Genomic DNA, 13014 nt, shown 5'->3' with positions numbered 1-13014 from the left:
GGCACCATCGTGCCGTGAGCCATTCCCCTGCCGACCGAAGCGCCTTGATCGAGCTGGTGCGCCAGTGGCATCAGGACGCCATCCCCTGGATCCCCAGTGGCCTGGGTGAGCACCTGGAGTGGGGACCTCGCCTGGATCCCACCCATGGCGTGCTGAGCTGCCGCCATCTCGATCGTGTGATCGACCATGCCGTCGACGACCTGACCCTCTCGGTGGAGGCTGGAATGCCCCTCGACAGGCTTCAGGCTCTTCTGGCCAAGCAGGGGCAGTGGCTGCCGGTTGATCTGCCCCGTGATGGCAGGCCCGGCAGCATTGGCGGCCTGGTGGCCCGGGGACTGTCCGGGGGTCTGCGTCAACGCCACCTGGGAGTACGGGACCAGATCATCGGGATCGGCCTGCTGCGGGCCGATGGCGTGGAAGCCCGCGCTGGCGGAAAGGTGGTGAAAAACGTGGCGGGCTATGACCTGATGCGACTGCTCTGTGGCAGCTGGGGCAGCCTGGCGCTAATCACCGACGTCACCCTGCGGCTACAGCCGATTCGGCCTCATCAGGCAGCCCTCGCTCTCCATGGAACCCTGTCGGATCTGGAGCGCTGCCGAGCCGAGCTGGTGCGCTCCACCCTCACGCCCGAACGCTGCGACTGGCAGGGCTCCGTGGAGGAGGGGTGGCAGCTTCAGATCATGGTGAGCAGCGTGTCGGACGCTGCAGTGGATGAGCAGCTGCAACGACTGGAGCAGCTGGGCCAGAACCATGGACTGACCTCTGAACAGCAACCCTGCTCAGACCCGAGGGACAACGGACTGACCTGTTCAGCACCGACCTGGCTGGTGCGACTGGTGCTGCCGCCGGCCAAGGTGACGCAACTCCTGCAGAGTCCGGCGATCTCTTCGTTGAAGGGTTGGACCTGGGACATTGCCGCCGGTGCCGGGTGCGGCGATGGCTGGTCGAGCGGACCCAGCGAACCGTTCAAGGTTGAAGCCCTGCGCCGCAGCGTGGTGGAACTCGGCGGAGGACTGACCGTGCTCGTACAGCCGAAACCGGGTTCCATCCCGGCCTGGTTGGACTCGCCCGCCCGTCCGGTTATCGAAGCCGTGAAGCGACAGTTCGATCCGCGGCAGCAGCTCTGCCGCGGTCGACTGCCGGGGGTCAATCAGGACACGGCGTAGCGGCAGGCCACGGTCTGCTGGGTGCCGGGATCCAATACCAGCTTGCGGTCGCCACTCACCAAGGACTGGCGCGGGCCGGTCCAGGGCTCCAGGCAAACCATCTTGCGGGGGGGTTCGGTCCAGACCACAGTCAGATCCATCGGCTCCTGATGCTGCAGCTGGAGCTGAGCACCACTGACGTCGTCGATCAACGTGACATCACCAGCGGGCCGGCAAAGGAAATCAACGCCCTCCGGCAGGCGAGACAGCTGACCATCGGTGGCAGCATCCGCCATCTCCAGGTGATTCAGACAACGCTCCGCCAAACCGGTGAGCCGGGTCTGGCCCAGATCGCTGACATTGAAATAAGGATGCAGCCCGAAGCTGAAGGGCATCGGCTGATCGCTGCGGTTGTGAATCGTGGTGCTGATCTCGAGGGCCATGGCCACAGGTCGCACCTCCATCTCCACCAGGAAAGCGAAGGGATAGGCCGCGAGGGTCTCGTCCGTGCTGCTCAGGCTGAGACGCACACCGCTCTGATCATCAAGCAGTTGCAGCTGCCAGGGGAGATTGCGAGCAAAGCCGTGCTGTTTGAGGGTGTGATCAACGCCATTCACCTGCAACAGATCACCGGGAAGATTGCCGCAGATCGGAAACAAAACAGGGATCCCTCCACGGATGCTTTTGGCAGGGTCGGCATAACGCTCCTGGTCGAAATAGAGCACCTCACGCTCCCCACAACGCCACTCGCTGACGATGCCGCCCCGCTCTGGAATGATCCGCAGACGATCTCCGATTTCCGGATGGACGTACTCCCAATGGGCATAGGGAGCGGTCTGCTGGGTGAGAGTCATGGGCATCCGCTGTAGCGAGCCGAGTCTGATCTACCCAGCTAGCTGGCTGATCCGCATCTGTCGGTGCTGTGGCTCACGTCAGAGCAGCGAGCCAATCCAGCAAGAATGCATTCACCTGCTCGGGAACCTCGTCATGGGGACAGTGGCCCGCATCCAGCACCACCTCCGTGGTGGCCGCCGGCGCATGACGCTGGAAGGTGGCCCGGCGGCCTGGCGCATTGATCCATGGGTCACGGATGCCCCAGAGCAGCAGCAGAGGTGCTGTCAACTCAGCGAAAAGCTCATCGAGGGGCTGCCCCCTGGGAATGTCGAACACCGTGCGGAACACACCGAAGGCGCCGGGATCGAGCGATGGACGACGGATCGACTCCACCAACCAGTCATCCACGTTGGTCTTGTCGACGTACACCTGATTGAGGGTGCGACGGATCGTGGCTGGACGTCGGAGATTTTCAAACAGCAACCGCTGCAGCACAGGGCTTTTCAACAGCGCACTGCCGATGCTCTGCCGGGCGATGGCACCCCATCCCTTGGGAGGCTGCTGTTCATCACTGAAGGGACCGGCTGCATTCAGCAACACCACACCGGCACAGTCCTGCTGGAGTGCCGCACCAGCCGCTAACGCCGCAAAGCCCCCGAGAGAATTGCCGGCGATCACCGTGGGGCGTCCGATCCGCTCCCGCACATAGGCCACCAGCTGATCGCGCCAGAGAGGCCCTCCGTAGGGCAGTTCCGCAGGCTTTGCACTGCGCCCAAAACCCAGCAGATCAACCGCATGCACGGCGTGGGTTCTGGCGAGCACCGGAATGTTGTGGCGCCAGTGATCGGTGGAGGCCCCGAAACCATGAACCAGCAGCAGCGCAGGACGATCCGAACAGTCCTTCTCGGGCTGTTGATGGATCGTGTGGACGTCATGTCCAAGGTGGCTCCAGCGGTAGGTGTCCACAACGAGGGGCAAGAGGGCGCGATGCTAGGCAGCCCGTCCAGAGGCCTGAATGCAGAGCTACGAGGTGATCAGCGGACCCCTCGCCGACGCTGCTGTCTGGCGCGGGGCGCTGATCTGGGCCGTGGCGTTGTACGTGCCCCTCAGCGCTCCCCTCAGTCGGTTGGAAACGAGCCTTGAAACCAGCACCATTCCTGAGGATTGGAGACAGGGGATCCTCATCCTCAGCAGCCTTCTGCTGGCATTGGCCGTCGGACTGGCAACACAGCTGGGCTGCAGCTGGGCTCTAGGCCCAGGCTGGGCCTCCAGCCTGGGTGTTGTCGCCGTGGGCTGGAGCCTGTTGCTGGTGTTCAGCAACCGCGGCAGCGATTGATCAGGAGGCACCCCCTAAAGGATCAGCAGCCAATTCCTCAGGAACCTCATTTCCGTCTTCTGGAGGTTTGCCCTTCAAGACGAGACGCAGCAGCACCGGTGCGAGGAAGGTCGTGCCGATCACCATCAGCAGGATGGCTACCTCGAGGCCAGGGCTGAGCAGCTTGGCGGCTGTTCCCAGGCCCAGGAAGATCAGACCCACTTCGCCACGGGGCAACATGCCGAGCCCCACCACCAACTTGTCGGTTTTCTGCTGACCGAACACGGCCCAGCCGGCAGCCACCTTGCCGATGATGGCGACCACGAACATGAAGCCTGCAATCACCAGGGCAGAGCGTGCTGAAGGATCGGACGGATTGATCACCGACAGATCCATGCCGGCACCAACGAGCACAAAGAACACCGTGGCGAACAATCCAACGATGGGCGTGACGGCGGCCTGAATCTCGTGGCGATGTTTGGAGGTGCTGGCGATCAAACCTGCAGCGAAGGCACCCAGGGCCGCTTCAAGACCAATGGCCGTGGCAACGAAACAGCTGGCGCCAAGCAAGAGGTAGGAGCCCACCAATTTGCCGCCCGGAGCCTTGAGCTGATCGATGACCCAGTCGAAAGCGGGGGCAGCTTTACGGCTCAACACGAGGGCAACCACAACGAACAGAACAGCGGCCACAACCAATTGCACGATTGGGGCGATCTCTAGGGTTCCACCGGCGGCGAGGGAAACCACCACAGCCAGGATCACGATGCCGAGGATGTCGTCCAAAACGGCCGCGCCGATGACGATCTGACCCTCGCGCGTGCGCAGATAACCGAGCTCACCGAAGACGCTCGCGGTGATGCCAATGCTGGTGGCCGTCATCGAAGCGCCGGCAAAAATCGCCTGGATGGGATCCACATGAAAGATACCCATCAAACCCAGGGTTCCCAAGGCAAACGGCAAGACCACGCCCACCACAGCCACGGAAAAGGCCTGAGCTCCAACGGCAATCAGTTCCTCCAGCTCGCTCTCCAGACCGGTAAGGAACAGCAACGAGAACAGACCCAGGTTGGAAACGGCCTGAAGGGCACCAAACGTCTCGTTGTAGATCTCCGGGATCTCATCGGCTGGGATGTGGGCCAATCCGCCCACCACATCACCAAAAAAGGAGCTGAGTTGAACCTGCGTCTCCGGAGGCACCAACAGATGCAACCCGGAGGCGCCGATGATCACGCCCGCCAAGAGCTCGCCCAGGATGGTAGGCAGTTCAAAACGAACCAAAACCTCGGCGAGGGATCGCGCGGCCACAAAGATCAGCACGAAGCGAAGAACGCCGATCAGCGTTTCGGCCACCTCAAGGTCGTGGCTGCTGATCTCACTCAGCAGTGCGGGAAACAGCATGGATGCCGCGGAGCAATCTCGCCGACCTTAGTTGCGAAAGTCGATCAGGACTGTGACGAAGATGGTCCGATTTGGACAAAGACGAACCGGAGTACAGCACATAACGGGCAGGGCCTGGAGTGATAGCTACTTTCCAGGCATGGAAAAGTTGGCGTCCCAAAAAGTCGGGGCGCCAACCCGGTTTCTTCAAACAGGAGTTCTTCACAGCACGCCATGACCTCCTCCCAACCCCTCGACCTGCGTCTGCCGACCCCCGGCTGTTACAACGACCCCGAGCGGGCCGGTCTTGACGCCAAGAGCGTCTTCGACGGCATGACCGAGCATCTGTTCTTCACCCTCGGCAAGCTCGCCCCCACCGCCAGCCGCCATGACCTCTACATGGCTCTCAGCTACGCGGTGCGCGATCGCCTGATGATGCGGTACCTCGCCACTACAGAGGCGATGCGGGCCCATCCGCAGAAATCGGTGGCCTACCTATCGGCGGAATTCCTGATCGGGCCCCAGCTGAACAACAATCTGCTGAACCTTGGGATTCAGCAGGAAGCCGAAGAAGCTCTCAAGAACTTCGGCATCGAATCCCTGCAGCAGATCCTGGATGTGGAGGAAGAGCCCGGCCTCGGCAACGGTGGTTTGGGACGCCTGGCGGCCTGCTACATGGAATCCCTGGCCAGCCTGAAGATCCCCGCCACGGGATATGGCATCCGCTATGAATTCGGCATCTTCGACCAGCTCATCCGCGACGGCTGGCAGGTGGAGATCACCGACAAGTGGTTGAAGGGAGGCTGGCCCTGGGAACTTCCTCAGCCCGATGAAGCCTGCTTCGTCGGCTTTGGTGGCCGTACCGAGAGCTACATCGATGACAAGGGCATCTACCGTTCCCGCTGGATCCCCGCCGAGCATGCCATCGGCATCCCCCATGACGTCCCCGTCCTGGGCTATCGGGTCAACATCTGCGATCGTCTGCGCCTCTGGCGTGCCGATGCCACCGAGAGCTTTGACTTCTATGCCTTCAACATTGGCGACTACTACGGCGCCGTTGAGGAGAAGGTGGGCAGCGAAACCCTCTCCAAGGTGCTGTATCCCAATGACGGCACCGATGAAGGTCGGCGTCTGCGCCTGAAGCAGCAGCACTTCTTCGTGAGCTGCTCACTGCAGGACATGCTGCGCAGCCTCGACAACCGCGGTTTACCCGTTGAGGACTTCCCTCAGTACTGGACCGTTCAGCTCAACGACACCCACCCCGCCATCGCTGTAGCGGAGTTGATGCGACTGCTCATCGACGACCGCCACATGGAGTGGGACAAGGCCTGGGATATCACCTCCCGGTCTGTCGCTTACACCAACCACACCCTGCTGCCAGAGGCCCTGGAGAAGTGGGATCTGAACCTGTTCGGCAATCTGCTGCCCCGCCACCTGGAGCTGATTTACGAAATCAACCGCCGCTTCCTCCAGCAACTGCGTCTGCGTTACCCCGGCAACGACGCCATTCAGCGCAAGCTGTCGATCATCGACGAAGACGGCAGTAAAGCTGTGCGCATGGCGCACCTGGCCACCATCGGAGCGCACCACGTGAATGGCGTGGCAGCGCTGCACTCCGATCTGGTCAAAACCGACCTGCTGCCGGAATTCGCCGAGCTCTGGCCAGAAAAATTCACCAACGTCACCAACGGCGTCACCCCCCGCCGCTGGATGGCTCTGGCCAACCCCGAGCTCTCCAACCTGCTGAACGAGCACATCGGAGAGGACTGGATCTCCAACATGGAGAACCTGCGCAAACTGGAGGAACGCCAGAACGACCACGGCTTCCTCGAGCACTGGGGCAACACCAAGCTCTCGGTGAAGCGCAAGCTGGCCAGCTACATCCACCGCAACACCGGTGTCCTGGTGGACCCCTCCACCCTGTTCGACGTGCAGGTGAAGCGCATTCATGAATACAAGCGCCAGCACCTCAATGCTTTGCAGGTGATCACTCAGTACCTGCGGATCAAGAACGGCCAGGCCGATGGCATGGCCCCCCGCACCGTGATCTTCGGAGGCAAGGCGGCTCCCGGTTATTACATGGCGAAGCTGATCATCCGCTTCATCAACGGCATCGCCGAAACCGTCAATGCCGATCCCGACATGGACGGCCGCCTGCGGGTGGTGTTTTTACCGGATTACAACGTGAAGCTGGGCGAGCAGGTCTATCCCGCCTCCGACCTCTCCGAGCAGATCTCCACCGCCGGCAAGGAAGCCTCCGGCACCGGCAACATGAAGTTCGCCATGAACGGCGCCCTCACCATCGGCACCCTGGATGGCGCCAACGTGGAGATCCGCGAGCTGGTGGGCGCGGAGAACTTCTTCCTGTTCGGCAAAACCGTGGAGGAGATCACTGAGCTCAAGCAGAGCGGCTACAACCCCGGCAATTTCATCAATGCCATGCCGGAGCTGCAAGAAGCTCTGCGCCTGATCGAGATGGGCCACTTCAGCAATGGCGACAGCGAGCTGTTCCGTCCGTTGCTTGACAACCTCACCGGCAACGATCCCTTCTTCGTGATGGCGGACTTTGCCGACTACCTGCGAGCCCAGGAGGCCGTCAGCCTCGCCTGGACCGATCGCATGCACTGGAACCGGATGTCGCTGCTGAACACCGCCCGCACCGGGTTCTTCTCCTCCGACCGCTCCATCGGCGAGTACTGCAAGAACATCTGGAACGTGGATCCCCTCAACGTTGAAATCACCTGCTACGTGCGCTGATGAGCGATCTGTCCCTGGTGATCAACCTGGGCAGCTCCAGCCTCAAGGCGGCTCTGGTGGACTTCACCAGAGCCTCCCCTTGGCACGGAGGGTGAGCCTGATCGGTCACCGTGTTGTGCATGGCGGCGGATGAGGAGGGCATGATCGCTCGCCGCTGTAAGCGTCACAGCGATACGCCTGCTTCAGCTGCGGTCGGGTAAATCCGGCGTCTGGTGCAGCAGGCGGTTCAACCGCAGGCGATCAACGTTGAGGGGGTCGGGAGCCAGTTCGCCGGCAAGCTCTCGAAATTTCTGTTCGATCTCCTCGGGGACGCGCACGTCAAACACGCGCTCCATCAGGGCTTCAATCGAGAAGAGATGCGCATTGATGTTCTCGAGATCCGCCATGGCCTGCTGGAGGCCATCGCTGGACTCTTCTGCAGACGCCGGCTGTGCCATGGCGTTGGACGGAACCTGATCCTGCTGCTGACGCGAGCTCTGGTGTTTCTGCAGATCTTCCAGCACCCGACCAGACAGCGTCCGGAAGGACTGGAGAGCAGCCCAGTTCAATTCCTGCTGTTGACGCAGGGTTGGGAACTCACGAATCAACCGGTCATGCTCCCGGTAGAACCGTTGACAGTCCGGACATTGACAGGGCTCTTCCGGCACCGCAGTCCCTCGATCTCAATTCACACTACGCCACCCATCAGGCCGCGAGGGGTCCGCGGTCGTCTTCGGCACTCTTGTCGTCGTCCTCAATGGTTCCTGGAAGAGGAATCTCAATCGAAGACACGACACCGATCACATCCCGGAGGCGCATGGAGTCAGCAAACCAGCCCATGGCCTGCTCGGTGTCCCCACGGCGCTCGGCATCACCGGCTTGATCTTCATGGGCCTCAGCCAGCAGAGCCAACCAGCACAGGCATCGGGCCTGCACCACAGACAGGTCGAGATCCGTGGGTTGGGTGTCCGCAATGCGCTCGCTTTCCTGCTGCACAAGAAGCCGCAGTCGGAGGTCGTGAAGCTGGGTCATGGCACCCACCCGGTTGATGCAACCCTAGCGGTGGAGAACAATCTGCCCACCCCACCAGATGTAGCGTCCACTACCGATCTCGGCGCTCCTGACGGGGCTGGCGGGACTCGAACCCACGACCTACGGTTTAGGAAACCGTTGCTCTATCCGGCTGAGCTACAGCCCCCGATCTGCCCTGATTATGCCCCCGAGGCATGATGTGGGCTGAAAGCAGGCGAGGTGGTTGCGGCCGATCTCTTTGAGTGTCGGCTGAGGAAAGTCCGGGCTCCCTGATGGCCAGGCTTGCTGGGTAACGCCCAGTGCGGGTGACCGTGAGGAGAGTGCCACAGAAACACACCGCCGATGGCCCCGTGGGGATTCCCCAGGCACAGGCAAGGGTGCAAAGGTGCGGTAAGAGCGCACCAGCAGCATCGAGAGGTGCTGGCTCGGTAAACCCCGGCTGGGAGCAAGGCCAAGGAACGACGGCTGGCCATTGGCCCCGTTCCGCTTTAACGCGCCGCTCGAGGCCGTCGGTAACGGCGGTCCCAGATAGATAGCCACCCACCCTCTTCGGAGGAGTGAACAGAACCCGGCTTATGTCCTGCTTTCACCCCTAATTTCGTGGACCAAGCGCGTCGCGACTCACTGCAGAGCCTGATCAGGCGACTGGGCCTTGTTGAGGCCGTGGATCACCCGACCCTCCTGATCGAGCTGGAACGCGCCATGACCCATGTCTCGAGTGGACGGGCCGACCACAACGAGCGGCTTGAGTTTCTAGGGGATGCCGTGCTGCGGCTAGCGGCAACGCTGTATCTCGATCAGCACTATCCCGAACTGACGGTGGGCGAAAGCTCCAGCCTTCGCGCGCAACTGGTGAGTGACCGCTGGCTGGCCGAGCTGGGGGATCAGATTCAAATCGAATCCTGCCTGATCCTTGGTCCGAAAGCGCTGGGTGATGCCGCGGCTCGTGAGACGATTCGCGCCGATGCCACCGAAGCACTGATCGGGGCGATCTACAGCTCCAGCGGCAGCCTGGAGCCGATCATTGACTGGCTCGCTCCCCACTGGCAAGCCACCACTGCGGCGGTGCTGGAGGCCCCCCATCGCTTCAATGGCAAAACCGCCCTGCAGGAATGGAGCCAGGGTCAGGGGCTGGGCTTGCCGGACTACCGCACCGAAGAACGGAGTCGACGGCATGGCGATCCGCAGCGATTCCACAGCAGAGTGCACGTCGCGGACCAGGTGTTGGCCGAAGGCCACGGGGGCTCGCGCAAGGAGGCCGAGCAAAATGCTGCAGCAGCAGCGATTCAGACCCTGGCGGGGAGGGACGCCCCGCATTGATCGCAATGGAGCGCATCATCGCGATGACCCTGGCGGCCGCAGCTGGAGCAGATTGGTCCCCGCTGCTTCTTCTGGTGACGGACGCCCGACACCGTGAGCAACCCCGTGGGGATCGCAATGATTCCGAAGCCGAGCATCATCACGATGGAGGCCAGCAAACGCCCCAGAGCCGTCTGAGGGACAAGATCGCCGTAGCCAACGGTCGTCATCGTGACGATGGCCCAATACACCCCGTTGGACACCGTCTGGAACTGGGACTCAGGGTTTGAGCTCTCGATCACGAAGATGAAGTACCCCAGCACCACCTGCAGCAGAAAGACGAAAAACAGATAGACGCAGATGGTGCGCGCACTGCCCCGCAGAGCTTGACCGAGCACCCGAGCTTCATCAATGAACTTCAGCAGCTTGAACACCCGCAGGATGCGGCCGAACTTGAACACCCACAGCAACAACTCGCTGCGCACCTGGGGCACGAAGAAAAAGAGCACCGCCGAGGCGTCAATCAGTCCGGTGAAGCTGAACAGGTAACGGCGAGGCCTCTCCACCAAGGCCAGATGAAGGACGAAATCCGCTGCAAACACCGCCAAGCAAACGTTCTGAACCAGATCGATCCAGGGCACATTGGTTTGGCGCAGGGCTGAATTGCCCAGGGGGTCGGGTTCCAGCAGCAGAGCCAGAACACTCAGCAGAATCGCCCCGAAAATGGCAACGTTGTAGGTCTTGCCCGCCACGGTGCTGGCTTCCAGCACCGTGGCCTGGAGCCGTTGTCGCAGGCTTCGGTCCTTGTCCATCGCCTCAGGCCAGCTGGAGGTCCTTCAGCCGCAGGGTCACCAATTTGTCCCAGTTGCCGCCTTCAAACAAAACTGCCGCACGGTCGCCGCTGATTCGCTGCACGAAGCCGGTGTAACCGTTGTAGATCGAGTTGACATCCGAGACGTTAACGGTGGAGCCGGGGAGGATCGGAGCGGTTGCAGGCGCCATAGCTCGTTCGTGGGCGGATCTGGCGCCATTATCGACAGAGTGCGCGGCTGATGGCATGACGGAGAGCAATGAATGGCTAAGCGTCGGCAAGATCGTGGGGGTCCAAGGGCTGCAAGGGGAACTTCGGGTCAATCCCGCCAGTGATTTCCCCGAGCGATTCACGGAGCCGGGACCCCGCTGGCTGCGCAGTCGTACGGGGGCTGCGCCGACGGAGATCCAACTCAAGAAGGGCCGGCAACTACCCGGCAAGTCGCTGTTTGTGGTGCGGCTTGAAGGAATTGACAGCCGCAGCGCCGCCGAAACCCTTGTGGGCCATGAACTGCTGGTGTCAGAGGATGACCGTCCCGAATTGGAAGAGGGGGAATTTCACCTGCTCGATCTACTGGGCCTGGAGGCACGGCTCACGGCTAATGGACCTGCAGTTGGCACCGTGAGCGATTTGATCAGCGGCGGCAACGACCTGCTGGAAATCACCACATCGGGGGGCCGCAAGCTGCTGATTCCTTTTGTGGAGGCAATCGTGCCAGAGGTGCGACAAGAAGAGGGATGGATTCTGCTTACGCCACCACGTGGGCTACTAGATCTTTAACAATTTCATTGTAATTAATCAAATATAACTAAAAATGCAAGTCAACCTAAACGCTCGAACGCGAGGCACGAGCCAAAAAGCGAAATCAAAGCAAGTGTCTTGGTCATAGACCAACGTCAAAATCCCAACACAACACATAACCGCCTGTAGATGCTGTGAAATATCGCAGTCATACCCAAATCGACAAACGGCAATTGCATGAGAACCATAAGCAGTGTAAATTTAACTTGTTACCATAAAAAAAGATGAACATTTTCGAAATACCTCAGGATATAGCAAAAACGCCATCTCAGATTATTTATGAAAATATCGGGAAAAAGTTGGCCAAAAATATATTAATTGAAGACTATTGCTTAGGACTTCCAATTAATTGCGAAGAAACACTAGGCCATTCGATGCTTGCCTTAGCATTCCAAAAAAAAACCTCCGGAAATTACAACCTCAATATAATCAATATACCAAAAAGAGGACTTTGCAAAAGCAGAAAAAATATCTATATCAATAAACTAACAATGCACAATCGAGGCGAGTGGATTCTTTGCGCGTACAGGAAAGCGATCGCAGAGTTTTTAAAAAGAGAAGACTTAGAAAATTGCCTGATACCAATAAATACAAATGATCACTGCTCTTGGAGTCCAGCACTAACATCAGACATCTCACATAACTCAGGCGGCGATCAAAATTTTCTCATACCCACAGAATACGACGCAAGACTTCTAATAGCATACAAAGAACTTAACAGTGAACTTTTCGAATATATGACTAATCCCTCTAATATCGGTAGAATGCGAGTAATTCATAAAAAAATCTGGAGGGAAAAGAAAAGCATACTTTTTTGGAGAGGAGGCGCAAACGGCCCCAACATATACAGAAGCGCAGGCGGAATGAAAGCTAACTTAAGAACACATTTATGCCTCATACATCAAGGCAAAAAGAATATTGACATGAAAATAACACGAAATACCCACAATATCGAAAATATCTCGGGCAAAATACATAAAATCACTGCAAAAGAAATAAGCAATAAGGAGTTCTTTGGCTATAAATATTTCCCTGACATCAAAGGATCTGTAAGGGCATGGGGAACTATTTTTCGGCATTTACAAGGCAGCCTAGTATTAAGAGAAGAAGATAATGAAAATCTCCTATGCATTGATATGTATATGAAACCCTGGCGAGATTATATACCAGTCAAAAAAGATTTCTCAAATATAGAAGATATAGTAGAATGGTGCAGTAGAAATGACCAGCAATCTATGGAAATTGCTTTTAATGGATACTTAAAATCAATTCAATACATGAAAGACTCTGAATCAACTTTTTCCAATGCGGTTAGCAAGATTTATCATGAATTCGGAAACGAATCAATTACTCACTTGCCGAGCGGAAAGAGATACAGTGGAATTCAAAAGATTATTAGCTTTAGTTCATATCCAGGAATGACTGGGATTAGCAAATGAATTAATATATGTCTATTCGTATATCCATGAAGCGTAAACAACAAGCCGCCCCAGCAAAACAGACAAGATTTAATTGATTAATAAAATACTCACAAAAGGGTACACGTTAATGACGATTTATTTCAAATAACACTTGCAAGTACGTTCAAGGTAGGCGCCATGTACAACGATGTGTTTACTGATTAGGGATCAGGATTAACCAAAAAACCAAAATCAATATACCAC

Annotated in this window: 13 protein-coding genes, 1 tRNA gene and 1 other RNA gene; 7 read left to right on the top strand and 8 right to left on the bottom strand. The window is 58.4% G+C overall.

The genetic code is table 11. The features are described 5' to 3' along the window. The first annotated feature begins 14 nt into the window (after positions 1-14). Complete coding sequence (locus tag SynA1528_RS00955; RefSeq protein ID WP_186587291.1) at positions 15-1166, top strand: FAD-binding oxidoreductase; 1152 nt, start codon at positions 15-17, stop codon at positions 1164-1166. On the opposite strand, the gene SynA1528_RS00950 is transcribed toward SynA1528_RS00955, so the two are convergent. Beyond that, on the bottom strand, positions 1151-2005 hold the full coding sequence (locus SynA1528_RS00950; protein ID WP_186587290.1) for an aldose epimerase family protein: 855 nt from the start codon (positions 2003-2005) through the stop codon (positions 1151-1153). The two genes, SynA1528_RS00955 and SynA1528_RS00950, sit on opposite strands and share 16 nt — an antisense overlap. A 67-nt stretch (positions 2006-2072) precedes the next feature. Next, positions 2073-2945, bottom strand: coding sequence for an alpha/beta fold hydrolase (locus tag SynA1528_RS00945; RefSeq protein WP_186588208.1), 873 nt, complete (start codon positions 2943-2945; stop codon positions 2073-2075). A 49-nt stretch (positions 2946-2994) separates the two neighbouring features. On the opposite strand from SynA1528_RS00945, the gene SynA1528_RS00940 reads away from it, so the two are divergent. Continuing rightward, the gene (locus tag SynA1528_RS00940; RefSeq protein ID WP_186587289.1) at positions 2995-3315 is read left to right on the top strand and encodes a hypothetical protein; all 321 of its coding nucleotides are present in this window, start codon (positions 2995-2997) and stop codon (positions 3313-3315) included. Here the strand turns inward: SynA1528_RS00940 and SynA1528_RS00935 are convergent, their stop codons facing one another. Beyond that, complete coding sequence (locus SynA1528_RS00935) at positions 3316-4692, bottom strand: cation:proton antiporter (RefSeq protein WP_186587288.1); 1377 nt, start codon at positions 4690-4692, stop codon at positions 3316-3318. Between the two features lie 213 nt (positions 4693-4905). Between SynA1528_RS00935 and SynA1528_RS00930 the strand changes: the two genes are divergently transcribed. Beyond that, a complete protein-coding gene (locus tag SynA1528_RS00930; protein ID WP_186587287.1) occupies positions 4906-7428 on the top strand; it encodes a glycogen/starch/alpha-glucan phosphorylase in 2523 nt (840 codons plus the stop codon). A gap of 182 nt (positions 7429-7610) precedes the next feature. Here SynA1528_RS00930 and SynA1528_RS00925 read toward each other — a convergent pair whose 3' ends face one another. The 3 genes from SynA1528_RS00925 to SynA1528_RS00915 all read right to left on the bottom strand — a co-directional run bounded on the left by SynA1528_RS00925 (position 7611) and on the right by SynA1528_RS00915 (position 8605). Further along, entirely contained in the window at positions 7611-8075 is a 465-nt protein-coding gene (locus SynA1528_RS00925) for a DUF8661 family protein (RefSeq protein ID WP_186587286.1), read from the bottom strand. A gap of 37 nt (positions 8076-8112) precedes the next feature. Next, positions 8113-8439, bottom strand: coding sequence for a DUF8670 family protein (locus tag SynA1528_RS00920; protein WP_186587285.1), 327 nt, complete (start codon positions 8437-8439; stop codon positions 8113-8115). 92 nt (positions 8440-8531) lie between these two features. Beyond that, positions 8532-8605 (bottom strand) — tRNA-Arg (locus tag SynA1528_RS00915). A 40-nt stretch (positions 8606-8645) separates the two neighbouring features. On the opposite strand from SynA1528_RS00915, the gene rnpB reads away from it, so the two are divergent. Further along, positions 8646-9031: RNase P RNA component class A (gene rnpB, locus SynA1528_RS00910), an RNA gene on the top strand. Positions 9032-9039: 8 nt separating this feature from the next. Then, on the top strand, positions 9040-9759 hold the full coding sequence (gene rnc / locus SynA1528_RS00905; protein WP_186587284.1) for a ribonuclease III: 720 nt from the start codon (positions 9040-9042) through the stop codon (positions 9757-9759). On the opposite strand, the gene SynA1528_RS00900 is transcribed toward rnc, so the two are convergent. Together SynA1528_RS00900 and SynA1528_RS00895 are read right to left on the bottom strand one after the other, a co-directional pair. Next, complete coding sequence (locus tag SynA1528_RS00900) at positions 9726-10550, bottom strand: ion transporter (RefSeq protein WP_186587283.1); 825 nt, start codon at positions 10548-10550, stop codon at positions 9726-9728. The two genes, rnc and SynA1528_RS00900, sit on opposite strands and share 34 nt — an antisense overlap. Positions 10551-10554: 4 nt before the next feature. Next, the gene (locus SynA1528_RS00895) at positions 10555-10740 is read right to left on the bottom strand and encodes an NAD(P)H dehydrogenase subunit NdhS (protein ID WP_186587282.1); all 186 of its coding nucleotides are present in this window, start codon (positions 10738-10740) and stop codon (positions 10555-10557) included. Between the two features lie 55 nt (positions 10741-10795). Here SynA1528_RS00895 and rimM point away from each other — a divergent pair, with 55 nt between their 5' ends. Together rimM and SynA1528_RS00885 are read left to right on the top strand one after the other, a co-directional pair. Next, entirely contained in the window at positions 10796-11329 is a 534-nt protein-coding gene (rimM, locus tag SynA1528_RS00890; protein ID WP_186587281.1) for a ribosome maturation factor RimM, read from the top strand. 245 nt (positions 11330-11574) lie between these two features. After that, positions 11575-12789: a glycosyl transferase family 90 gene (locus SynA1528_RS00885; RefSeq protein WP_186587280.1), complete on the top strand. Its 1215-nt coding sequence runs from the start codon at positions 11575-11577 to the stop codon at positions 12787-12789. Positions 12790-13014: the final 225 nt, after the last annotated feature.

The sequence above is a fragment of the Synechococcus sp. A15-28 genome (assembly GCF_014280175.1).
In the GTDB taxonomy this organism is placed as follows: Bacteria; Cyanobacteriota; Cyanobacteriia; order PCC-6307; family Cyanobiaceae; genus Parasynechococcus.
Note: the sequence above shows the minus strand (reverse complement) of the source record. Positions and strands in the feature narration are given on the sequence as shown.